This window comes from Lentzea jiangxiensis (assembly GCF_900104175.1).
Taxonomy (GTDB): domain Bacteria; phylum Actinomycetota; class Actinomycetes; order Mycobacteriales; family Pseudonocardiaceae; genus Lentzea; species Lentzea jiangxiensis.
Genome location: NZ_FNIX01000019.1, coordinates 36,704 through 58,080, shown reverse-complemented (window position 1 = coordinate 58,080; position 21,377 = coordinate 36,704). Strand labels below are relative to the sequence as shown.

Here is a 21,377-nt window from a genome sequence, read left to right as displayed (position 1 = left end):
GCAGAAGGCCCGCTCCTCGGAGCGGGCCTTCGCCGCGATCACTTCGCGTAGTTGTGGAAGCCGCGGCCCGACTTCTTGCCCAGCAGGCCCGCGTCCACCATGCGCAGCAGCAGCGGCGGCGGCGAGTACAGCGGCTCCTTGAACTCGTCGTACATCGACTCGGCGATGGCCTTCGTGGTGTCGAGGCCGATCAGGTCGGTGAGGCGCAGCGGACCCATCGGGTGGGCGCAGCCGAGCACCATGCCGTTGTCGATGTCGTCGGCCGAGGCGAAGCCGGACTCCAGCATGCGGATCGACGAGAGCAGGTAGGGGATCAGCAGCGCGTTGACCACGAAGCCGGCGCGGTCCTGCGAGCGGATGACCTCCTTGTGCAGGGTCTCGCGCACGAACGCCTCGGCGCGGTCCTGCGTGGCGGCGCCGGTCAGCAGTGACGGCACGATCTCGACCAGCTTCAGGACGGGCACCGGGTTGAAGAAGTGCACGCCGATGACCTGCTCGGGCCGGTTCGTGGCCATGCCGAGCTTCATGATCGGGATGGACGACGTGTTCGACGCGAAGATGGCGTCCTCGTCGGTCACGACCTTGTCGAGCGCGGTGAAGACCTCGGTCTTGACCTGCTCGTTCTCGGCGACGGCCTCGACCACGAACTGGCGGTCGGCGAAGTCGCCGATGTTGGTCGTGAAGCGGATGCGGCCGAGCGCGGCGTCGCGGTCCGATTCGCTCAGCTTGCCCGACTTGACGCCCCTGGCCAGCGAGGTGGCGATCCGCCCCTGCGCTGCCTCGGCCGCGCCCGCGTTGACCTCGACGACGATGACGTCGAGGCCGGCACGGGCGCTCACCTCGGCGATTCCGGACCCCATGAGGCCGGAACCGACGATTCCCACACGTTGAATGTCACTCACACGCCCGATCCTGCCACGACCTGCTCGAAACGAGGTCGCGGAGAGCCTCCTGGACGGTGTGGGCGTAGTCGCCGACGGGTACGTAGCCGAGTGCGCGCGCCGCCGAGGTGTCGAGGACGAAGCCGCGCCTCCACGGATGGCGGCCCGCCTGGTCGTGGTCCAGCAGGATCTCGCGCCACTCGTGCCGCAGCGAGCGGGCGATGATCCGCGAGATCTCCAGGCCGTTCGGGGCGTCCGGGTCGGCGGCGTTCAGCACGCGCGCGCCGGGGTTCTCCGCGACCGCCTCGATCAACGCGGCCAGGTTCGCGGTGGAGGTCGGGTGGTCCACGCCCTCGCCGCGCGACGCGAGCACGACCACCTTGTGCCCGGCCAGGACCCGTTCGACGAAGTAGCGCTCCAGCGGCCGTTTGTTGCCGGGACCGTGCACTTTGGACGCTCGCAGCACGGTGACGGGCAGGCCGCTGTCGAGCAAGGTCCGCTCCGCCGCGACCTTGTTCGGCCCGTAGCCCTCGCGCGTGAACGGATCCGAGACGGCGGGGGCGAGCGTCGGCCGGTCCTCGGACACGGGGCCGTCGAAGCGGGGAGGGTCGTCGGAGTTGGCATGCCGCCCCCGGGAGTCCACGTACACGGCCTTGGTCGAGATCATCACGACCGACCGGGCCTTGCGCGCCAACGGCACCAGCGTTCGCGCGTCCCGGGCCGAGTAGCAGAGGCAGTCGACCAGCAGGTCGGCGCCGTCGCCCAGCGCGGCCGCCAACGCCCCGGGATCGCCGCGGTCCACCTCGCGGCCGGGGGCGTCGACGGACCAGCCCGCCTGCCGCAGACGCCGGGCGGCGGCACGGCCGATGAGGCCCGTGCCGCCGAGGATCAACGCTCGTCTGCCCACGCCGGCTATCAGATCAGAGGCCGAGGCCTTCGGTCAGGCCACCGACGCCGTCGAGCAGGTCGAGGTCGGCGACGTCGCCACCGAGCACGGTGCCGGCGGTGCCGACGGTGCTGTCGACGACGCCGTGGACGGTGTCGTGCACGTCGCTGACCGGCGCGATGTCCGGGACGACCTCGTGGACCACGTCGGTGACGGTCGTGACGTCGGTGGTGACGGCGCCGAGCACGCCGGGCACCCCGTCGACGGAGACGACGCCGGTCACGCCGGTGACGGTGCCGAGCACGCCGTCGACGTCCGCCGCGCCGGTCACCGTGCCGAGCACGTCGGCGGTGCCGACCAGATCCGGGACACCGGACAGGTCGGTGACGGTGCCGAGGTCGGTGACGCCGCCCAGACCGGACAGGTCGCCGGCGCCCGTCACGCCGTCGAGGGTCTTCGACACGTCGCAGTGGCCGGACAGGTCGCCGGCCAGGCCGCTGGCGGCGTCGGCGTTCGCGAGGCCGGTGAGGGCGCTGTAGGACGCGAGGCCGTCGACGTCCGCGAACGAGGCGGCGTCGAGCACCAGCGGGAGGATCTCCTGGACGTCACCGGGGGTGATGTCGCTCAGGCCGCAGGCGCTGAGGACGCCCTCGGGGTCGAGGTCGAACGCCGACAGGGCAGCCGGGTCGTTCAGGAGGCTCAGGGCGAACTCCTGCAGCGTGGCCGGCTGGGCCTCCTGCGGCACGGCCACCGGGGTGACCGGGGCGGTCGCCTCGGGGGCGGCGGGCTGAACGGGCTGCTGCGGGGTGGCCTGCTGCATCATGGAAGTAGGGCTCCTACGGCGGGTCGGGGGATGTCGCCGGGAACCGTAGTGAGATCGACGTCCCCCGGACATCGGGTGTGAGCCCTAGATCTCGGGCGGCCGGGCTCCCTAGGGGCGAGCGGTCACCTGTTAGGGGATGCCCTGCCTCGTCGGGGCGCGGACGCCGGGCGGCGGCACGGCCGAGGAGGCGCGTGCCGCCGAGGACCGGCGCTCGCCTGCTCAGTCGAGCTCGGCCTCCGCCCGGGCGATCGCCGCGAACTCCTCCTCCGGAGCGTTCGCGACCAGGTGGTGCCGGCTGTAGAACCAGTAGTAGGCAACGGCGATCACGACGATGCCCGCCGTCACGGCAGCAGCGACCTCGTCGACGAGGAACGTGGCGATGACAGCGGCAACGGCGAGAACCAGCGCCACGCCCGTGGTCACGACACCACCGGGAGTGCGGTACGGACGCGGCAGATCCGGCGCCGTCTTCCGCAGCACGATGTGCGACACCATCATCAGCACGTACGACAGAGCCGCGCCGAACACCGCGATGTTGATGAGCCGCGCGCCGCCCGTCACCGGGTCGGCCGTCTTCATGATCGTCGCCAGCACGAACCCGACGGTGCCGGGCACGATCAACGCCAGGTACGGCGTCTTGCGCTTGCCCGTCTTCGACAGCCACCGCGGCAGGTATCCCGCGCGCGACAACGCGAAGAGCTGGCGCGAGTAGGCGTAGATGATCGAGAAGAACGACGCGACCAGGCCCGCCAGGCCGACGTAGTTCACCAGCTGCGCCAGGAAGTTGTCGCCGCCGTAGGCCGCGCGGACCGCCTCGGGCAACGGGTTGCCGGACGCCTCCAGTGCCTTGGCGCCCGCGCCGCCCGGTGCCACCAGCAGGATCGCGGCGGCGAACACCAGAAGCACCACCATCGCGCCGATGATGCCGCGGGGCATGTCCCGCTTGGGGTCCCGGGCTTCCTCGGCGGCCAGCGGAACGCCCTCCACCGCGAGGAAGAACCAGATCGCGAACACGATCGCGCCCCACGCGCCCGTCACGCCCATCGGCAGGAACGAGCCGTCGCCGATGTCGAAGAGCTTGGAGGCGTCGAACTTCGGGATCATGCCCGCCACGAACGTCACCAGGGCCACGACGGCGACGCCGGTGATCACGAACATCACCCGCAACGCCTCGCCCACGCCGTACAGGTGGATGCCGACGAAGATGACGTAGCAGGCGAGGTACACCGGCCACGTGGCGTCCAGCAGGCCGAGTGCTTTGACGTAGTCGCCGATGAAGACCGAGATCGCCGCCGGAGCGATGGCGTACTCGATCAGGATGGCGATGCCTGTCGCGTACCCGCCCAACGGGCCGAGTGCGCGCCTCGCGAAGCCGTAGCCGGCGCCTGCCACGGGCAGTGCGGAGGCCAGTTCGGCGAGACCGAACACCATGCACGTGTACATCGTCGCCATCAGGACCGTGGCGACCAGCAGCCCGCCCCACCCGCCCTGGGCGAGGCCGAAGTTCCACCCGGCGAAGTCGCCGGAGATCACGTACGAGACACCCAGCCCCGCAAGCAGGACCCACCCCGCCGCGCCTCGCCTGAGCTGTCGGTGCTCCAGGTAGTCGCTGCTCACGTTCTCGTACTCGACGTGCTTGGCCATATGGACTCCTAACAGTCCTTTGAGCAGTGGTTGAGGGTGGCGCTCGTCACCCTGCGGTGTCAAGATGATGCCGTCAATGGCTCGTAGACATACCTTTGGAGGAAAGCGGAGATGCTGACCGTCGAGGAGTTGCGCGAGGCCGTGGACACCGGTGAGATCGACACCGTCCTCGTCGCGATCGTGGACATGCAGGGGCGCCTGCAGGGCAAGCGGTGTGATGCCCGGTACTTCCTCGACGAGGTCCTCGGCCACTCCGCCGAGGGCTGCAACTACCTGCTCGCCGTCGACGTCGAGATGAACCCCGTCAGCGGCTTCGAGATGTCGAGCTGGGAGAGCGGGTACGGCGACTTCGTGATGAAGCCGGACGTGGAGACGCTGCGCAGGGTGCCGTGGCAGGAGGGCACCGCGCTCATCATGTGCGACGTCGTCTGGGAGAACGGCGACCCCGTCGTCGCGTCACCCAGGCAGGTCCTGCGCAAGCAGCTCGACCGCCTCGCGGAGCTGGGCCTCGACGCCTACGTCGGCACCGAGCTCGAGTTCATCGTCTTCGACGACACCTACGAGCAGGCCTGGAACTCCGGCTACCGCGACCTCACGCCGTCCAACCAGTACAACGTCGACTACTCGTTGCTCGGCACCGCGCGCGTCGAGCCGTTGCTGCGGGCCATCCGCAACGGCATGACGGGCGCGGGCATGGTCGTCGAGTCGGCCAAGGGGGAGTGCAACCCCGGCCAGCACGAGATCGCCTTCCGCTACACGACGGCGTTGCGCACGTGCGACCAGCACGCCATCTACAAGAACGGCTCCAAGGAGATCGCCGCGCAGCAGGGGAAGTCGCTCACGTTCATGGCGAAGTACAACGAACGCGAGGGCAACTCCTGCCACATCCACCTGAGCCTGCGCTCGAAGGACGGCGAGCCGGTCTTCGCCGAGGGCCGCGGCATGTCCCCGCTGATGGAGCACTTCCTCGCCGGGCAGCTCGCCGGGTTGCGGGAGCTCACGTACTTCCTCGCGCCGAACATCAACTCCTACAAGCGCTTCGTGCGGGGCTCGTTCGCGCCGACCGCGGTGGCGTGGGGCCGGGACAACCGCACGTGCGCGCTGCGCGTCGTCGGCCACGGCCAGTCGCTGCGGTTCGAGAACCGGGTGCCCGGCGGGGACGTCAACCCGTACCTCGCGGTGGCGGCGCTGATCGCGGCCGGCCTGCACGGCGTCGAGCGGGAGCTGGAGCTGGAGGACGAGTTCGTCGGCAACGCGTACGCGTCCGACCGGCCGACGGTGCCGACCACGCTGAAGGAGGCCGCCGGTCTGCTGGCCTCCAGCACGATCGCGCGCGACGCGTTCGGGCAGGACGTCGTCGACCACTACCTGAACGCGGCGAAGGTCGAGCTCGACGTGTTCGAGGCGGCGGTCACGGACTGGGAGAAGGTGCGCGGTTTTGAGCGCCTCTAAGCCCCTCGTCGGCATCAGCACCTACCTGGAGCGCACGCGCTTCGGGCACTGGGACGTGGAGGCCGCGGTGCTCTACCGCGGCTACCTCGACTGCGTGGTCCAGGCCGGCGGCAACCCGGTCATGCTGCCCCCGGTCGGCGCGTGGAACGCCGAGACCATCGCGTTCCTCGACGGCCTGGTGATCGCGGGTGGCGCCGACATCGACCCCGCCGCCTACGGCGCGGAGCGCGACGACCGGACCGGCACGCCGAACCCCGCCCGTGACGAGACCGAGTTCGCCCTGGTCGAGGCCGCGCTGAAGCTCGACCTGCCGCTGCTCGGCGTGTGCCGGGGCATGCAGGTCCTCAACGTGGCTCTCGGCGGCACGCTGCACCAGCACGTCGAAGGCCACAACCCGGCGCCCGCGGTCTTCGAGCACACCGAGATCGAGATCGCCGAAGGCACCGCGCTGCACGGGATCCTCGGCGGCCGGACGACCGTCCAGTGCCACCACCACCAGTCGCTCGACCGCGTCGCGGACGGCCTCGGCGTCACGGCGCGGGCGCCTGACGGCACGGTCGAGGCCGTGGAGCTGGAGGGCGCGCGGTTCGTCGTCGGCGTGCAGTCGCACCCGGAGCAGGACATCGAAGACCTGAGGCTGTTCGCGGCCCTCGTGGATGTTGCAAGGAGAAAAGCGTGACCTTCGACGTCATCAACCCGGCCACGGAGAAGGTCGTGCGGTCCGTCCCGCACACCTCGCTCGAAGAGACGGACGCGGCGATCGCCCGCGCGCAGAAGGCGTTCGAGAGCTGGCGGACCGTCGCTCCCGGCGACCGCGCCCGGCTGCTGCGCAGGTTCGCGGAGGTCGTCGACGCGCACAACGAGGAGCTGGCGCGGCTGGAGGTCGAGAACTCCGGGCACACCATCGGCAACGCGCGCTGGGAGGCGGGCAACGTCCGCGACGTGCTGCAGTACTACTCGGCGGCGCCGGAACGGCTGTTCGGCAAGCAGATCCCCGTCGCGGGCGGCCTCGACGTCACGTTCCACGAACCGCTCGGCGTCGTCGGCGTGATCGTGCCGTGGAACTTCCCGATGCCCATCGCGGGCTGGGGGTTCGCGCCCGCGCTGGCCGCCGGCAACACCGTCGTGCTCAAGCCCGCCGAGGTCACCCCGCTCACCGCCGTCCGGCTCGGCGAGCTCGCGCTGGAGGCGGGCATCCCCGAGGGCGTGTTCCAGGTGCTGCCCGGCAAGGGCGGCGTCGTCGGCAACCGGTTCGTCACGCACCCGTTGGTGCGCAAGGTGGTCTTCACCGGCTCCACCGAGGTCGGCAAGCAGGTCATGGCGGGCTGCGCGGACCGGGTGAAGCGGGTGACGCTGGAACTGGGCGGCAAGTCGGCCAACATCGTCTTCGCCGACTCCGACCTGGAGAAGGCGGCGGCGACCGCGCCGTACGGGGTGTTCGACAACGCGGGGCAGGACTGCTGCGCCCGGTCGCGGATCCTCGTGCAGGCGAGCGCCTACGACCGGTTCATGGAACTGCTGGAGCCCGCCGTGCAGGGCGTCAAGGTCGGCGAACCGGGCGACGAGGCGACCGAGATGGGGCCGCTCATCACCGCGGCGCACCTCGGCAAGGTGGCGTCTTACGTCCCAGACGACACCCACGTCGCGTTCCGCGGCACGGCTCCGGACGGACCGGGCTTCTGGTTCCCGCCGACCGTCCTGACGCCGCCGGCCGACCACGTGACCGTCCACGAGGAGATCTTCGGCCCTGTCGTGGTCGTGCTGCCCTTCGAGGACGAGGCCGACGCCGTCAGGATCGCGAACGACTCCGAGTACGGGCTGTCCGGTTCCATCTGGACGAACGACGTCGGCCGGGCGATCCGGGTGTCGCGCGCCGTCGAGGCCGGCAACCTGTCGGTCAACTCCCACTCGTCCGTCCGCTACTGGACGCCGTTCGGCGGCGTGAAGCAGTCCGGTCTCGGCCGCGAGCTCGGCCCGGACGCGCTCGACGCCTTCACCGAAGTCAAGAACGTCTTCATCGCAACCTGATCCCGCGCAACCCGAGGAGAACAGAAATGGTGCAGCGACTCGAGGGCCGCGTGGCCGTCGTGACGGGGGGCGGCAGCGGCATCGGACTCGCGACCGCGCGCAGGTTCGCGAGCGAGGGCGCGAAGGTCGTCGTCGCCGACCTCGACCCGGCGACGGGCAAGGCCGCGGCGGACGAGGTGGGCGGGCTGTTCGTCCAGGTCGACGTGACCGACGAGGAGCAGGTGAAAGCGCTCTTCCAGACCACTGTGGACACCTTCGGCAAGCTGGACGTCGCCTTCAACAACGCCGGTATCTCGCCGCCCGACGACGATTCGATCCTCACGACGGGCATCGAGGCGTGGGACCGCGTGCAGAAGGTGAACCTCACGTCGGTCTACCTGTGTTGCAAGTACGCCATTCCGCACATGCAGGCCGGCGGCAAGGGCTCGATCATCAACACGGCGTCGTTCGTGGCGACGATGGGCGCGGCGACGTCCCAGATCTCCTACACGGCGTCGAAGGGCGGCGTCCTCGCGATGTCGCGCGAGCTCGGCGTGCAGTTCGCCCGCGAGGGCATCCGCGTCAACGCCCTGTCTCCCGGGCCGGTCAACACCCCGCTGCTGCGGGAGCTGTTCGCCAAGGACCCGGAGCGGGCCGCGCGCCGCCTCGTCCACGTGCCCCTCGGCCGGTTCGCCGAACCCGAGGAGATCGCCGCGGCCGTCGCGTTCCTGGCGTCCGACGACTCGTCGTTCATCACCGCGTCGAACTTCCTCGTGGACGGCGGCATCGCCGGCGCGTACGTGACACCGCTCTAGTGATGGTGGAGCACGCGCAGGAGGCGTTGTTCCGCCCGGTCCGGGCGGGCAACGCCTTCGAGGAGACCGTCGAACGGCTCATGCAGTCCATCCGGCTCGGCGTCGTCGCGCCGGGGGAGCGGCTGCCGTCCGAACGGGAGCTCGCCACCCGGCTCGGCGTGAGCCGGGTGACCGTGCGCGAGGCGATCAGGTCGTTGCAGGAGAACGACTACGTCGAGTCCCGGCGCGGCCGGTACGGCGGCACGTTCGTCAACGAGGTCATCCCGAAGCCCGCTCCCGGCAAGGAGTTCGGCGACCTGCACGACGTGCTGACGCTGCGCGCGGTGCTGGAGACCGGTGCCGCGGAGGCGGCGGCGGGCGGGTCGCTCGGCCCGGCCGAACGGCGCGGGCTGCGCGCCCGTCTGGAGGAGGCCTCCACCTCGTCGCTCGCCGAGTACCGCCGCAAGGACTCGCGGCTGCACCTCGCGATCGCCGAGGCCACCGGCTCCGCGTCGCTCACGGCCGCCGTCGCCGAGTCCCGGATGCGCGCCAACGAGCTGCTCGACCACATCCCGCTGCTCGAACCGAACCTCGCGCACTCCAACGCCCAGCACGAGCGCATCATCACCTCCATTTTGGACGGAGACCCCGCGACGGCCCGTCAGGCGATGGCCGAGCACCTGGACGGAACGGCGTCGCTGCTGCGCGGCTTCCTCGTCTGACCGGGCAGACAGCAGGTTTCGAAACGGTCGTGAACGGTCACGGTTCGGATCCGGGCGGATTGAAAACGTTTACACCGCAGGATGACGTGTTGTCATGCACATTCCGCACGGAACAACCCTTGGCGAGAGCCTTGCGGGCAGTTACCGTCCGAATACCTCGGGGACTTGCAGCGCGAGGAGCTGTTGATGCCAGGGTTGCGCAAGGTGTTCCGCGACGCCATGGGCCGGGTGCACTCGCTGCGCGTCTTGTCCGCCGCCGGCATGGTGAGCACCACGAACGTCAAGATGTCCATGCAGGCGCTGCGGGAGGTCAAGGTCTGGGGACCGAACGTCACGGCGCTGCGCCGGGCCGTCCGGCTGAACCCGGACGGCGTCGCGATCGTCGACGAGCGCGGTTCCGTCACCTACCGCCAGCTGGACAGGCGTTCCAACGCGATCGCGCAGGGCCTGCGCGCGCTGGGCGTGCAGCACACCCACATCGTCGCGCTCATGTGCCGCAACCACCGCGGCATGGTCGAGTCGCTGCTGGCGTGCGCGAAGCTCGGCGTCCGCGTCCTGCTGGTGAACACGGGCTTCGGCGCGCCGGTCATCCTCGACCTCCTGCAGCGCGAGCGGGCGTCCCTCGTCATCCACGACGAGGAGTTCACGCCGCTGTTCCACCAGTTGCCGCCGTCGATCCCGCGCTGGCTCTCGTGGTCGCGCGACGGCCTGGACCGCCGCACGCCCACGTTGGACCAGCTGGTGGCCAAGGCGCCGCGGGGTGAGCTGGAACCACCGCGCGAGCCCGGCGTCGTGATCCAGCTGACGTCCGGCACGACCGGCGTTCCCAAGGGCACGGCCCGCGAGATCAAGTCGGTGCTGACCGCGTCGGACTTCCTCGACCGCATCCCGATGCGCTCGGGCGAGTCGACGTTCATCGCCGCCCCGATCTTCCACTCGGTCGGCTACTCGCACCTCACGCTCGCGATGTCGCTGGGCTCCCGCGCGGTGCTGCACCGCCGCTTCGACCCGCGCAAGACGCTGTGGTCGGTGCAGGGCCAGCGCTGCACGACGCTCGTGCTGGTGCCGACGATGCTGCAGCGGATCATGGAGCTCGACCGCCACGTGCTCGACTCGTTCGACCTGTCCCACCTCAGCGTCGTGTTCTCCTCGGGCGCGCCGATCTCACCGGAGCTCGTGCAGCGCACCCAGGCCGTCCTCGGCCCGGTGCTCTACAACCTCTACGGCTCAACGGAAGTCGCCGTCGCCACCATCGCCACACCGGAGGACCTGGCCGCCGCGCCGTCGAGCGTCGGCCTGCCCCCGCACAACTGCGTCGTGCGCCTCTACGACGAGGACGGCAACCGGATCACGCGCTCGTTCGTGACGGGCCGGATCTACGTGCGCGGCTCACTGACCGTCGACCTCTACACCGACGGCACGCAGAAGGACTCCATCGACGGCCTCGTCGCGACCGGCGACCTCGGCCACTTCGACCCCAGCGGCCGGCTGTACTTCGACGGCCGCGAGGACGACATGATCGTCTCCGGTGGCGAGAACGTGTACCCGGTCGAGGTCGAGAACCTGCTGATGACGCACTACCGGGTGCGCGACGCGGCGGTGCTCGGCGTGCCGGATCCCGAGTACGGGCAGCGGTTGCGCGCCTTCGTCGTACCGGTGGCGGGCACGCGGATCGACGTGCGCGAGCTGCGCGAGTTCGTGCGGACGCGGCTGGCGCGGCACAAGGTGCCGCGCGAGGTCGTGGTCGTGCCGAAGCTGCCGCGCAACGCGACCGGCAAGGTGGTGCGGCGGCAGCTGCTGGCGATCCGGCTGGGACCGCAGGCCCACTGAGGCGTGCCCGGCTTCGGGGAGCGCGCGGCCCACGTCGTCGGGGACTCGGGCAGGACGTGAGCCGCGCGCTCGGTCGGTGTCACCGCTCGAAGCGGTCTCCGCGGTCGCCGAACGGCCCGCGCTGCTCGAAGCGGTCGCCACCGCGGTCACCCCGGTCGGGTACGCGGTCGCCGCGCTCGTGGACGCGCGCGTGGCCGGGCGGCCCGCCGCGGTGGCCGGACCGGTCGGCGGCGACCGCTCCCACGATGCCGCCGCCGAGGACGAGCCCCAGCAGGCCCGCGGCGACCACCGGGGTGGCGCGGTGACCCGCGAAACGCCTCAGCCGGCCAGGGCGTACCGGCACCGCAGCCGGAGGGGTCGCTGCCGGAGGGGTCGCTGCCGCAGGCGGTGGAGGTACCGCCGTGGGTGGTTCCGCCGCCGGCTGGTCCGGTGCGGGCTGCTGACCGGCCGCGCCCGCCGCGTCCGTCGGCAGCGGGGTGGTGGCCTGGTCCGGTGCGGGTCGCGGGTCGTCCTGCGCCCGGTCCTGCGACGGCTCCCGCGGAGGAGGCGTCTGTCCCTGCTCGCTCATGTCCTCAACGATGCGCCGTTCTGCTGAGGCCGGGCTGACAGCCACCTGTTCGTTTCCTGAAGGGCGGCGGGCTCCCGCGCGGAGTTCAGCACCGGTCGGGAGGCGGCGAAGACGTGGCGCTGGTCGGCGAAGGTGGCGCCGAACAGTTCGGGGTCGAGGACGCCGGACCACACGAAGTGCAGCGTCGTGCGGGTGCCGTTGCGGGCGTCACGCCGCGCGTAGTGGTCGCGCAGGTCGGCGTAGAGCAGGCGCAGCTCGTCCCGGTTGGACTCGGTGAGGTGGACCGGGCATTCGACGAGCAGGTCGGACATGTCGGTGCTCCATTCGGCGGGCCGGGGACCACAGGGTGCTAGCCGCGAGCGCGTGAACGCATCCGGGAAACCACTCAGAAGGGCTGCGTAGGTATCTCGGGCGGAAACGGGTTGCGCGCACCCGCTTCAATCGGAGGATGGAACTCGTACCGCTCCGCAAGGAGTTCGCACAGGCGATGGCCGTACCGCGGCCGAACGACGCCGAGGTGAACCGGCTCACGGGTACGCACGCGACGTTCACGCTCGCGGATTACGAGGCCTACGTCGAACGGACCCTGAACGACCCCAACCGCTACACGCGCGCGATAACGGAGGACGGGGAGTTCCTCGGCGAGGTCGTTCTCACCATCAATCCGCACAACCGCTCGGCGGGACTGCGGATCGCGATGTGGGACGGATTCGGCAAGGGGTTCGGAACCGCGGCGATCCGCCACGTCCTCGACCACGCGTTCGGCGAGCTGGACCTCCATCGTGTGGACTTGGAGGTGTACGAGTTCAACGAACGGGCGATCCACGTCTACTCCAAGCTCGGCTTCCGCGAGGAGGGCCGGCTGAGGGACGCCCTGCTGTGGGACGGCGTCTTCCACGACGCGATCGTCATGTCCATCTTGAGCACCGATAACATCTGATCCGCAATCACCTTCTTCGAACTAGGAGTCACCGTGTCCGAGTCGCGCCCAGCAGTCGCCCAGAACCCGCCGCGCGTGGTGGTTCCGGCTGGGACGACGGCGGGCACGGCCGTGCGCGAGGCCGGTCTGCCGGGCAAGGGCGCCGACGCGATCGTCGTCGTGCGGGACGCCGAGGGCCACCTGCGCGACCTGTCGTGGATCCCGCGGGTCGACGTCGAGGTCGAGGCCGTCGCCGCGGACACCGAGGACGGCCGCAGCGTGATCCGCCACTCCGCCGCGCACGTGCTGGCGCAGGCGGTGCAGCAGCAGTTCCCCGAGGCCAAGCTCGGCATCGGCCCGCCCGTGAAGGACGGCTTCTACTACGACTTCCAGGTCGAGAAGCCCTTCACGCCCGAGGACCTGCAGGCGCTGGAGAAGCGCATGAAGCAGATCATCAAGTCCTCGCAGCGGTTCTCCCGCCGCGTCGTCGAGTCGGTCGACGCCGCGAAGACCGAGCTGGCGTCCGAGCCGTTCAAGCTCGAGCTCGTCGACATCAAGAGCGACGTCGACACGAGCGAGGTCATGGAGGTCGGCGGCGGCGAGCTGACGATCTACGACAACCTCGACCCGCGCTCCGGTGAGCAGGTGTGGGGCGACCTGTGCCGCGGCCCGCACGTGCCGACCACCAAGCACATCCCGGCGTTCAAGCTGACCCGCGTGGCGGCGGCGTACTGGCGCGGCAACGAGAACAACCCGCAGCTGCAGCGCATCTACGGCACGGCGTGGGAGTCCGCCGAGGCTCAGGACGCGTACCTGGAGCGCCTGGCCGAGGCCGAGCGCCGCGACCACCGCAAGCTGGGCGTCGAGCTCGACCTGTTCTCGTTCCCGGACGAGATCGGCTCCGGCCTCGCGGTGTTCCACCCCAAGGGCGGCATCATCCGCAAGGCGATGGAGGACTACTCCCGCCAGCGCCACACCGAGGCGGGCTACGAGTTCGTCTACTCGCCGCACATCACCAAGGGCAAGCTGTTCGAGGTCTCCGGTCACCTGGACTGGTACAAGGACGGCATGTACCCGGCGATGCACCTCGACGCCGAGGTCGACTCCGACGGCACGGTCCGCAAGCCGGGCCAGGACTACTACCTCAAGCCGATGAACTGCCCGTTCCACGACCTGATCTTCAAGTCGCGCGGCCGTTCGTACCGCGAGCTGCCGCTGCGCATGTTCGAGTTCGGCTCGGTCTACCGCTACGAGAAGTCGGGCGTGGTGCACGGCCTGACCCGCGTGCGCGGCATGACGCAGGACGACGCGCACATCTTCTGCACCCGCGACCAGATCCGCGACGAGCTGAAGTCGCTGCTCAACTTCGTGCTCGACCTGCTGCGCGACTACGGCCTCGACGACTTCTACCTGGAGCTCTCCACCAAGAACCCGCAGAAGTTCGTCGGCCCGGACGACGTGTGGGAGGAGGCGACCGCGACCCTCGCCTCCGTGGCCGAGGAGTCCGGCCTGGAGCTCGTGCCCGACCCCGGTGGCGCCGCCTTCTACGGCCCGAAGATCTCCGTGCAGGCGCGCGACGCGCTCGGCCGCACCTGGCAGATGTCGACGATCCAGCTCGACTTCATGCTGCCGGAGAAGTTCGAACTGGAGTACACCGGCCCGGACGGCTCCCGCCAGCGCCCGGTCATGATCCACCGCGCGCTGTTCGGCTCGGTCGAGCGCTTCTTCGGCGTGCTGACCGAGCACTACGCGGGCGCGTTCCCGGCGTGGCTCGCGCCGGTGCAGGTCATGGGCATCCCGGTCACCTCGGAGAACGCCGACCACCTGTTCGCGGTGCGCGAGACGCTGAAGAAGGCCGGCATCCGGGTCGAGGTCGACGCCTCGGACGACCGCATGCAGAAGAAGATCCGCAACCACACCATGCAGAAGGTGCCGTTCATGCTCCTGGCCGGCGCCAAGGACGTGGAGGCGAACGCGGTGTCGTTCCGGTTCCGCGACGGCACGCAGATCAACGGCGTGCCGGTGGAGAAGGCCGTCGAGCAGATCGTCGACTGGGTCGGGCGCCGGGAGAACGCCTCGCCCACGGCGGAACTGCTCTCGTGACGCCTGAGTTCTCCGAGCAGGCCGGTGTCGGGGTCCCGGACGCGTTGCAGCGCCTGTGGACCCCGCACCGCCTGTCGTACGTGCAGGGTGCGGGCAAGGCCGAGGGCGACGAGCCCGCCGGCTGCCCGTTCTGCCGCGTGGTGGAGCTGTCCGACGCCGACGGCCTGATCGTGGCGCGCGGGGCCGAGGTCTTCGCGCTGCTGAACCTGTACCCGTACAACCCGGGCCACCTGATGGTCCTGCCGTACCGGCACGTGGCGGACTACACCGAGCTCTCCGCCGGGGAGACCGCCGAGCTCGCCGCGTTCACGCAGAAGGCGATGCGGGTCGTGCGGCACGTGGCGGCGCCGCACGGGTTCAACATCGGCATGAACCAGGGCGTCGTCGCGGGCGCCGGCATCGCCGCCCACCTGCACCAGCACCTGGTGCCGCGGTGGGGCGGCGACGCGAACTTCATGCCGGTCATCGGGCACACCAAGGTGCTCCCGCAGCTGCTGGGGGAGACCCGGCAGCTGCTGGCGGACGGCTGGAAGGCGATCGACTGATCGTTTGGCAGCAACTATCTGTTGACTTTCGATAGATGGCGCGCGATAGTCGATCCATGCTTCGCTTGCTGCTGCCTCTCGTGGCCTGCCTTCTCGTCGTCGCGCTCGGCGTCGCCGCCCTGCTGTACGCGCAGCACGACGACGCCCCCGGTCTCGGCCTCATCGCATTCGTGCTGATCTTCGGCGCCATCGGCTTCGCCGTACGCTCTGTTTTGCGCGCGCGGAAGTCCGTTTGACGCACCTCGTCGGCTAAACAGAGCGTTTAGTCTGTCGAAGTGTGATTGCAGGCGGTACTAATTCTTGGACAAAAGAGTGACAAAAACCACTCATGTTGTCCTGGTTGGACAATCAACTCCGTTTCGTCTCCGGGTGGAATGGCTTTCGATTACATCTTTCGGGTGCATTTCCGCGGTGGATCGAGACGTAACGCCAGCACAAAGCGATTCCAGGTAGGTGAGATCACCCACCTGGAGGTGTCAACTGCGAGTCAAGTCCCCGCCTATGGCCGATCGTCTCACCGTGTGCGAATGGTTACGGTGCGAACATGACCGCACCTGAGCGTTCGCGATTAGCGAGAGAACGGCTTTCGCGTGAACTACGCCGGTTGCGCACCGAGGCGAAGATGACCGGCACGGCCACCGCCCGTGCCACCGGGATGAGCCAGTCCAAGCTGTCGAAGATCGAGAACGGCATGCTGCTCCCGTCCGTCACGGACGTGGAGCGTCTCGTGGCGGAACTGGCCGCCGCGAGAGAGACGCGCATCGAACTGGTCGAACTCGCCAGGTCGCTGCACGCCGAGGCGGAAACCCGTCGTGTCGTGCTGCACCGAGGAGCGCACCGCCACCAGCAAACGATCAGCCGCGTGGAGGCCCGCGCCGCGACATCGAGGTTCTTCCAGGTCAACCTGGTCCCCTCGCTGCTGCAGTCCGAGGCCTACCTGCGCATCGTGCTGGGGACGATGCCGCATTCGGAGCAGGAGGCCGCGGTGGCCGCCCTGCGTACCCGCCGATCCCGAATGGACGACCTGGCGAAGCAGTTCGTGTTCGTGCTCTCCGAAGCAGCCCTGCGCTGGCGGATGGGCACCCCCGAACAAATGGCGGAACAGGTGGAACACCTGGCCGCCATGCAACGCCGCCCGAACGTCCGCCTCGGCGTCGTCCCGTGGTCCGCCGACGCGAACGTGGTGGCCCTGCACGGTTTCCACATCTACGACGAGCGCGTGGTGACGGTCAGCGTGCTCACCGGCAACGCCACGATCACCGATCCGCTGGACGTGCGGGAGTACCTCGCGCTGTTCGGGCGGTTGGAGAGGCTGGCGGTGCGGGGAGAGGAGTTGCAGGGATTGTTGAAGCGGATCGCCGAGGATCATCGGCGACTCCCTTAGCCCTCGGTCGGCGGTTCGTCCGGGCCGCCGGCTCGGGTGGCCCGGGGCGTCGGGCTCAGGATCGCCGGCTTGCGTGCCTTGGGCGTCGCTTTCGAGGTCGGTGCCGGCCCGGCAGTGGAGTTGAGGACGGGGCGTCAGGTTCGCGGGAGTGGCGCGACCTGTTGTGGGCGTGGGCGGGCTGATCGCGTGCTGTAGCTGGTGGCGGTGCTCGGCTGGTTCGCCTCCCCGCTGCCCCGGTGCGCTTGGTCGGGGCGTCAGCGTGCCGCTTGTCGGAATGTCAACATTCGGACAAGCCCGGCTGTAGGAATGTTGACATTCCGACAAGCGGGGTGGTGGGCGCTGCGAACAGGTCGTGCTGCGCGTCCTACCGCAGCACATGCCTCCGCAATGCATTCCTCTGCGCCGTCACGATCCCACCCGCAGCCTGCGGCTGACCGCATGTCAGCCGCAGGCGACTGCCGCGTGGCGCCTGTTCGCCGCCGCTGTTCCCCACCGCTGTTCCCCACCGCTGTCCGCCACAGTCGCGGCCTACCACCGCTTCACTGCCGGCAGCCCCGGCCTCCCCACGCGCCGCCTCACCCGCGAGCCGCGCGTTTCACCAGTCCAGCTAGGCTGCGACCTGCCATGCTGAACATTTTCGCTCGCGCGTCCGTCTCGCGCGTCACCGATCCGATCGGGGCGTGGTTACTGGCGCGTGGCCTCACGCCCAACGCCGTCACCGTGTTCGGCACGGTCGGTGCCGTTGCCAGCGCTCTGTGGTTCATCCCCCGCGGGCAGTTGTTCGTCGGCTGCGCGCTCGTGGCGTTCTTCGTGTTGCTCGACCTGATCGACGGGGCCATGGCGCGCGCGCAGGGGCCGACGCGGTTCGGGGCCGTGCTCGACGCCACCTGTGACCGCATCGCGGACGGGGCGTTGTTCGCGGCGCTCACCTGGTACGCCTTCGACACCGGTAACCGGTGGACGGCGGTGGCGGGGTTCATCTGCCTGGTGGCGTCGCAGGTGATCTCGTACGTGAAGGCGCGTGCCGACGCGAACGGGCTGTCCGCCGACGGTGGGCTCGCCGAGCGGGCCGAGCGGTCCATCGTCGCGCTCGTCGGGGCCGGGGTGCAGGGGCTGGGTGTGCCGTACCTGCTGGACGTCTCGTTGTGGTTGCTGGCGGCGATGACCGTGGTGACGGTGCTGCAGCGGATCTCCGCCGTGGCGAAGTCGGCGCGGGAGGCCGCGTGAACCTCGCGACGCTCGGGTACAGCGCCGGGTGGCGGCTGATCCGCCTGTTGCCGGAGTCGTGGGCCCGCGGGCTGTTCCGGGCCGGTGCCGACTACGCGGTGAAGCGTGGTGGCGCGAGCATCGACCAGTTGCGCGCGAACCTGCGGCGGGTCGTGCCGCAGGCGGGGGACGACGAGCTCGACGAGCTGGTGCGCGACTCGGTGCGGTCGTACGCGCGGTACTGGTGCGAGGCGTTCCGGTTGCCGTCGATGGACCTGAAGGCCGCGTACGAGAAGTGCGACTCGCAGGTGTCCGGCGTGGAGAACCTCGACGCGGCCCTCGCGGCGGGTACCGGTGCCGTGGCCGCTCTGCCGCACAGCGGCAACTGGGACATGGCCGGTGTGTGGCTGGTCGGCCACTCCGGCACGTTCACGACGGTGGCCGAGCGGTTGAAGCCCGAGTCGCTGTACCGCAAGTTCGTGGAGTTCCGCGAGACCCTCGGCTTCGAGGTGCTGCCGCTGCACGGCGGCGACCGTCCACCCGCGACGGTGCTGGCCGAGCGGTTGCGGGACAACAGGGTCGTGTGCCTGCTCGGCGACAGGGACCTGACGTCGTCCGGTGTGCCCGTGACGTTCTTCGGCGAGCAGACGCTGATGCCCGCGGGGCCGGCGCACCTGGCCGCGACGACGGGGGCGGCGCTGCTGCCGGTCGGGTGCTGGTTCACCGAGGACGGCTGGCACTTCCGCATCCACCCGCCGATCAAGGTCAGCAACGTCCAGACGGCGACGCAGGCCGTCGCGGACGTGTTCGCGGCCGACATCGCCGCGCACCCCGCCGACTGGCACATGCTGCAGAAGCTGTGGCTCGCCGACCTGCCGGAAGGCCGCCGTGCCGCGCTGGCCAGGAGGCTCGCCCGGTGAAGGTCGGGATCGTCTGCCCGTACTCCTTCGACGTCCCCGGGGGAGTGCAGGCGCACGTCGTCGACCTCGCGCGCGCCCTCATCGGCCTCGGGCACACCGTCAACGTCCTCGCGCCCGCCGACGACGACCAGCGGCTCCCGGACTTCGTCACGTCCGCGGGCCGCGCGGTCGGCATCCCGTACAACGGGTCCGTGGCGCGGCTGAGCTTCGGTCCTGTCTCGTACGCGCGGGTGCGGCGCTGGATCGACGAGAACCAGTTCGACGTCCTGCACCTGCACGAACCGACGGCGCCGTCGCTGTCGTTCCTGGCGCTGGTGGTCGCGGACGGCCCGATCGTCGCCACCTTCCACACCTCGACGCCGCGCTCGAAGATGCTGTCGGCGTTCCAGGGCGTGCTGCAGCCGTTCCTCGAGAAGGTGACCGCCCGCATCGCGGTGTCCGCGCTGGCCCGGCGGGTCCAGGTCGAGCACCTCGGCGGCGACGCGGTGGAGATCCCGAACGGCGTCGACGTCGACTTCTTCGCCTCGGCGTCCACTTTGGACGGTTACCCGCGCCCCGGCGGCACGATCGGCTTCGTCGGCCGCTACGACGAGCCGCGCAAGGGCATGCCGATCCTGTGGGAGGCGTTCGGCCTGGTCGCCGACGAGTTCCCGGACCTCCGGCTGCTCGTCGTGGGCCGCGGCGAGTCCTCGTTCGACGGGCCGCACGCCGACCGGGTCGACCTGCTCGGCCAGGTGAGCGACGAGGACAAGGCGCGGATGCTGCGCAGCGTCGACGTCTACGTCGCCCCGAACACCGGCGGCGAGTCCTTCGGGATCATCCTCACCGAGGCGATGTCCGCCGGCACGGCGGTCGTGGCGAGCGACATCGACGCGTTCCGCCGCGTGCTGGACGACGGCAAGGCGGGCGCGCTGTTCCCGGTCGGTGACGCGGCCGCGCTGGCGGACGCGTTGCGCTCGGTGCTGCGCGACTCGGCGTTGCGCGCCGAGTACGTCGACCTCGGATCGCAACGGGTGCAGGCCTTCGACTGGTCCGTGGTCGCGAGCCAGGTGCTGCGCGTCTACGAGACCGCCATCGCCGCCGACCCGCGCCGGGTGAGCGAGGCATGACCGCCTTCCTGGTCGTCGTCGCGGTCGCGCTCCTCCTGGCCGCCTGGGTTCTCGGCATCGCGAACCGCCTCGACCGCCTGCACGTCCGCACCGACGCGGCCTGGGCGGCCCTCGACGCGGCACTGGCCCGTCGCGCGGTCGTCGTCCGCGCCCTGCTCGACCCCGCGCTGGCCGCTGCCGCGTCGAAGGCCGAGTCCGCCTCCCGCGCCGATCGCGAGCTCGCCGAGAACGAGCTCTCCGGCCTGCTCGCCGCCCTGGACCGCTCGTCCCTGGCCCCGGCCGCGGCCTTCGAGCTCGCCGACGCCGAGGAACGCGTCGTGCTCGCCCGCAGGGTCCACAACGACGCCGTGCGCGACACGCTTCTGCAGCGCCGCCGCAGGGTCGTTCGCTGGCTCCGCCTCTCCGGCACCGCGCCGCAGCCGTCGTACTTCGAGATCGCGGAGCCCACCGCCCCGTCCGACGCGGTGATGCTCAAACCCCGCCCGTCCGCGCGCGTCGTGCTGACCGACGCGGAGGGACGCGTGCTGCTGTTCCAGGGCTTCGACCCCGCACGGCCGCAGGAGCTGTTCTGGTTCACCGTCGGCGGCGGTGTGGAAGCCGGTGAGGAACTGCGCGACGCGGCTGTCCGCGAGGCGTTCGAGGAGACCGGCGTGAAGCTCGCGCCGGAGCAGCTGGTCGGCCCGGTCTGGCGCCGCCGCGCGGTGTTCAGCTTCGACGGCGAGACCTTCGACGCCGAGGAGTGGTTCTTCTACGCCTCCGTCGACGGCCTCGAGGTCGACACCTCGGGCTTCGACGACGTCGAGGAGACCACGATCTCCACGTTCCGCTGGTGGAGCGCGGAGGAGCTCGAAGCCACCGAGGACACCGTGTACCCGGTCCAGCTGGCCGAGCTGATGCCGTCGCTGGGCTCGGAGTGGGACGGCGAGACCCGCTCGGTCCGCTGAGCCTCCCAGAAGCCCACGGCCTCACGGGACCTCTCGGCGAGGTACAGGAACGATGCGCGGGTGGACGCGACCTCGGGGTGCGCCGGGCCGAGCACCCGGATCCGGTCCTCGAGCAGCTTCCTCGCCTCGGCCGCCGCCGCGGCCACCTGCCCCGCTTCGTACAGCCAGTGCGAGAGGCTGGTCCGGCTCATCCAGGTCTGCGCGTGGTCGGGGCCGAGGACGCGGCTCCGGTCGGCCAGCACCAGCCGGGTCTCCTCCGCCGCCGAAGCCGGGTCGCCCGCTTTGCCGATCATGTCGGCGATGTTCTGGCGGGTGATCATCGTCTGGACGTCGTCGTGGCCGAGCAGGTCGACCCGGTCCGCGAGGAGCCGTCGCGCTTCGGCGAGCGCGCCCGCGAGGTCGCCTGCCTGGGCACGCCAGAACGCGATGTTGTGCCTGGTGGTCAGCGTTTCGTCGTGGTCGCGACCGAGGACGCGGAGCTGGTCGGTGAGCAGCCGGCCCAGGTCGGCGGCGGCACGGGCCGGATCACCGGCCACGCCGAGGCTGCACGCGATGCCCCGCCTGAGGAGCAGCGTCTGGACGTCGTCGGGACCGATGACCTCCAGCAGTTCGGGCAGCAACCGGCGGTAGGCGGTGATCG

Annotated in this window: 21 protein-coding genes and 1 pseudogene; 15 read left to right on the top strand and 7 right to left on the bottom strand. The window is 70.3% G+C overall.

What is annotated here, in order from left to right; all coding sequences use genetic code 11:
- Window positions 1–38 precede the first annotated feature (38 nt).
- The 4 genes from BLQ91_RS32710 to eat form a co-directional block, all read right to left on the bottom strand.
- Entirely contained in the window at window positions 39–902 is an 864-nt protein-coding gene (locus BLQ91_RS32710; RefSeq protein ID WP_090103210.1) for a 3-hydroxybutyryl-CoA dehydrogenase, read from the bottom strand.
- On the bottom strand, window positions 895–1,788 hold the full coding sequence (locus BLQ91_RS32705) for an NAD-dependent epimerase/dehydratase family protein (protein ID WP_245733993.1): 894 nt from the start codon (window positions 1,786–1,788) through the stop codon (window positions 895–897). Before BLQ91_RS32705 ends, BLQ91_RS32710 begins: the two co-directional genes overlap by 8 nt.
- A gap of 13 nt (window positions 1,789–1,801) precedes the next feature.
- Complete coding sequence (locus BLQ91_RS32700; RefSeq protein ID WP_090103208.1) at window positions 1,802–2,590, bottom strand: IniB N-terminal domain-containing protein; 789 nt, start codon at window positions 2,588–2,590, stop codon at window positions 1,802–1,804.
- 219 nt (window positions 2,591–2,809) lie between these two features.
- Window positions 2,810–4,234, bottom strand: coding sequence for an ethanolamine permease (gene eat, locus BLQ91_RS32695; RefSeq protein WP_090103207.1), 1,425 nt, complete (start codon window positions 4,232–4,234; stop codon window positions 2,810–2,812).
- 111 nt (window positions 4,235–4,345) lie between these two features.
- Here eat and BLQ91_RS32690 point away from each other — a divergent pair, with 111 nt between their 5' ends.
- The 6 genes from BLQ91_RS32690 (at window position 4,346) to BLQ91_RS32665 (ending at window position 11,039) form a co-directional block, all read left to right on the top strand.
- Entirely contained in the window at window positions 4,346–5,686 is a 1,341-nt protein-coding gene (locus BLQ91_RS32690; protein ID WP_090103206.1) for a glutamine synthetase family protein, read from the top strand.
- Window positions 5,673–6,365 carry a gamma-glutamyl-gamma-aminobutyrate hydrolase family protein gene (locus tag BLQ91_RS32685; protein WP_218130487.1) on the top strand — a complete coding sequence of 231 codons (693 nt, stop codon included), beginning with the start codon at window positions 5,673–5,675 and terminating at the stop codon, window positions 6,363–6,365. Before BLQ91_RS32690 ends, BLQ91_RS32685 begins: the two co-directional genes overlap by 14 nt.
- A complete protein-coding gene (locus BLQ91_RS32680) occupies window positions 6,362–7,714 on the top strand; it encodes an aldehyde dehydrogenase family protein (RefSeq protein ID WP_090103205.1) in 1,353 nt (450 codons plus the stop codon). The genes BLQ91_RS32685 and BLQ91_RS32680 overlap by 4 nt, the downstream gene beginning before the upstream one ends.
- 26 nt (window positions 7,715–7,740) lie before the next feature.
- Window positions 7,741–8,508 carry a 3-oxoacyl-ACP reductase gene (locus BLQ91_RS32675; RefSeq protein ID WP_090103204.1) on the top strand — a complete coding sequence of 256 codons (768 nt, stop codon included), beginning with the start codon at window positions 7,741–7,743 and terminating at the stop codon, window positions 8,506–8,508.
- Between the two features lie 2 nt (window positions 8,509–8,510).
- A complete protein-coding gene (locus tag BLQ91_RS32670) occupies window positions 8,511–9,209 on the top strand; it encodes a FadR/GntR family transcriptional regulator (RefSeq protein WP_090103348.1) in 699 nt (232 codons plus the stop codon).
- Window positions 9,210–9,395: 186 nt separating this feature from the next.
- Window positions 9,396–11,039, top strand: a complete 1,644-nt coding sequence (locus BLQ91_RS32665) for an AMP-binding protein (protein WP_090103346.1) — start codon at window positions 9,396–9,398, stop codon at window positions 11,037–11,039.
- A gap of 79 nt (window positions 11,040–11,118) precedes the next feature.
- On the opposite strand, the gene BLQ91_RS40635 is transcribed toward BLQ91_RS32665, so the two are convergent.
- Together BLQ91_RS40635 and BLQ91_RS32655 are read right to left on the bottom strand one after the other, a co-directional pair.
- A complete protein-coding gene (locus BLQ91_RS40635) occupies window positions 11,119–11,607 on the bottom strand; it encodes a hypothetical protein (protein WP_143022924.1) in 489 nt (162 codons plus the stop codon).
- Window positions 11,604–11,918 carry a hypothetical protein gene (locus BLQ91_RS32655; protein WP_090103200.1) on the bottom strand — a complete coding sequence of 105 codons (315 nt, stop codon included), beginning with the start codon at window positions 11,916–11,918 and terminating at the stop codon, window positions 11,604–11,606. Before BLQ91_RS32655 ends, BLQ91_RS40635 begins: the two co-directional genes overlap by 4 nt.
- Window positions 11,919–12,055: 137 nt before the next feature.
- On the opposite strand from BLQ91_RS32655, the gene BLQ91_RS32650 reads away from it, so the two are divergent.
- From BLQ91_RS32650 to BLQ91_RS43050, 9 genes are all read left to right on the top strand, one after another.
- Window positions 12,056–12,547 (top strand): GNAT family N-acetyltransferase, encoded by a 492-nt coding sequence (locus tag BLQ91_RS32650; RefSeq protein ID WP_090103198.1) that lies wholly within the window; start codon window positions 12,056–12,058, stop codon window positions 12,545–12,547.
- A gap of 33 nt (window positions 12,548–12,580) precedes the next feature.
- Window positions 12,581–14,629 (top strand): threonine--tRNA ligase, encoded by a 2,049-nt coding sequence (gene thrS / locus BLQ91_RS32645; RefSeq protein WP_245733991.1) that lies wholly within the window; start codon window positions 12,581–12,583, stop codon window positions 14,627–14,629.
- Entirely contained in the window at window positions 14,626–15,174 is a 549-nt protein-coding gene (locus BLQ91_RS32640) for an HIT family protein (RefSeq protein ID WP_090103194.1), read from the top strand. Before thrS ends, BLQ91_RS32640 begins: the two co-directional genes overlap by 4 nt.
- 56 nt (window positions 15,175–15,230) lie before the next feature.
- Window positions 15,231–15,410 carry a hypothetical protein gene (locus BLQ91_RS32635; RefSeq protein WP_090103192.1) on the top strand — a complete coding sequence of 60 codons (180 nt, stop codon included), beginning with the start codon at window positions 15,231–15,233 and terminating at the stop codon, window positions 15,408–15,410.
- A gap of 308 nt (window positions 15,411–15,718) precedes the next feature.
- Window positions 15,719–16,558: a helix-turn-helix domain-containing protein gene (locus tag BLQ91_RS32630; protein WP_090103190.1), complete on the top strand. Its 840-nt coding sequence runs from the start codon at window positions 15,719–15,721 to the stop codon at window positions 16,556–16,558.
- 624 nt (window positions 16,559–17,182) lie between these two features.
- On the top strand, window positions 17,183–17,785 hold the full coding sequence (gene pgsA / locus BLQ91_RS32625) for a phosphatidylinositol phosphate synthase (protein ID WP_090103188.1): 603 nt from the start codon (window positions 17,183–17,185) through the stop codon (window positions 17,783–17,785).
- Complete coding sequence (locus tag BLQ91_RS32620) at window positions 17,782–18,684, top strand: phosphatidylinositol mannoside acyltransferase (RefSeq protein ID WP_090103186.1); 903 nt, start codon at window positions 17,782–17,784, stop codon at window positions 18,682–18,684. The genes pgsA and BLQ91_RS32620 overlap by 4 nt, the downstream gene beginning before the upstream one ends.
- Window positions 18,681–19,793: a glycosyltransferase family 4 protein gene (locus BLQ91_RS32615; RefSeq protein WP_090103184.1), complete on the top strand. Its 1,113-nt coding sequence runs from the start codon at window positions 18,681–18,683 to the stop codon at window positions 19,791–19,793. The genes BLQ91_RS32620 and BLQ91_RS32615 overlap by 4 nt, the downstream gene beginning before the upstream one ends.
- Window positions 19,790–20,737: an NUDIX hydrolase gene (locus BLQ91_RS43050; protein WP_090103182.1), complete on the top strand. Its 948-nt coding sequence runs from the start codon at window positions 19,790–19,792 to the stop codon at window positions 20,735–20,737. The genes BLQ91_RS32615 and BLQ91_RS43050 overlap by 4 nt, the downstream gene beginning before the upstream one ends.
- A gap of 83 nt (window positions 20,738–20,820) precedes the next feature.
- Here BLQ91_RS43050 and BLQ91_RS43485 read toward each other — a convergent pair.
- Window positions 20,821–20,928 (bottom strand): annotated as a pseudogene (locus tag BLQ91_RS43485) (hypothetical protein); the annotation flags it as partial.
- Between the last annotated feature and the right edge of the window lie 449 nt (window positions 20,929–21,377).

Coding starts and splice junctions, on each gene's coding strand:
- BLQ91_RS32700 (WP_090103208.1), bottom strand. CDS start 2,590: ATGATGCAGCAGGCCACCCCGCAGCAGCCCGTTCAGCCCGCCGCCCCC.
- BLQ91_RS32690 (WP_090103206.1), top strand. CDS start 4,346: ATGCTGACCGTCGAGGAGTTGCGCGAGGCCGTGGACACCGGTGAGATC.
- BLQ91_RS32630 (WP_090103190.1), top strand. CDS start 15,719: ATGACCGCACCTGAGCGTTCGCGATTAGCGAGAGAACGGCTTTCGCGT.
- BLQ91_RS32675 (WP_090103204.1), top strand. CDS start 7,741: ATGGTGCAGCGACTCGAGGGCCGCGTGGCCGTCGTGACGGGGGGCGGC.
- BLQ91_RS32655 (WP_090103200.1), bottom strand. CDS start 11,918: ATGTCCGACCTGCTCGTCGAATGCCCGGTCCACCTCACCGAGTCCAAC.
- BLQ91_RS40635 (WP_143022924.1), bottom strand. CDS start 11,607: ATGAGCGAGCAGGGACAGACGCCTCCTCCGCGGGAGCCGTCGCAGGAC.
- BLQ91_RS32670 (WP_090103348.1), top strand. CDS start 8,511: ATGGTGGAGCACGCGCAGGAGGCGTTGTTCCGCCCGGTCCGGGCGGGC.
- BLQ91_RS43050 (WP_090103182.1), top strand. CDS start 19,790: ATGACCGCCTTCCTGGTCGTCGTCGCGGTCGCGCTCCTCCTGGCCGCC.
- BLQ91_RS32650 (WP_090103198.1), top strand. CDS start 12,056: ATGGAACTCGTACCGCTCCGCAAGGAGTTCGCACAGGCGATGGCCGTA.
- pgsA (WP_090103188.1), top strand. CDS start 17,183: ATGCTGAACATTTTCGCTCGCGCGTCCGTCTCGCGCGTCACCGATCCG.
- BLQ91_RS32635 (WP_090103192.1), top strand. CDS start 15,231: ATGCTTCGCTTGCTGCTGCCTCTCGTGGCCTGCCTTCTCGTCGTCGCG.
- BLQ91_RS32665 (WP_090103346.1), top strand. CDS start 9,396: ATGCCAGGGTTGCGCAAGGTGTTCCGCGACGCCATGGGCCGGGTGCAC.
- eat (WP_090103207.1), bottom strand. CDS start 4,234: ATGGCCAAGCACGTCGAGTACGAGAACGTGAGCAGCGACTACCTGGAG.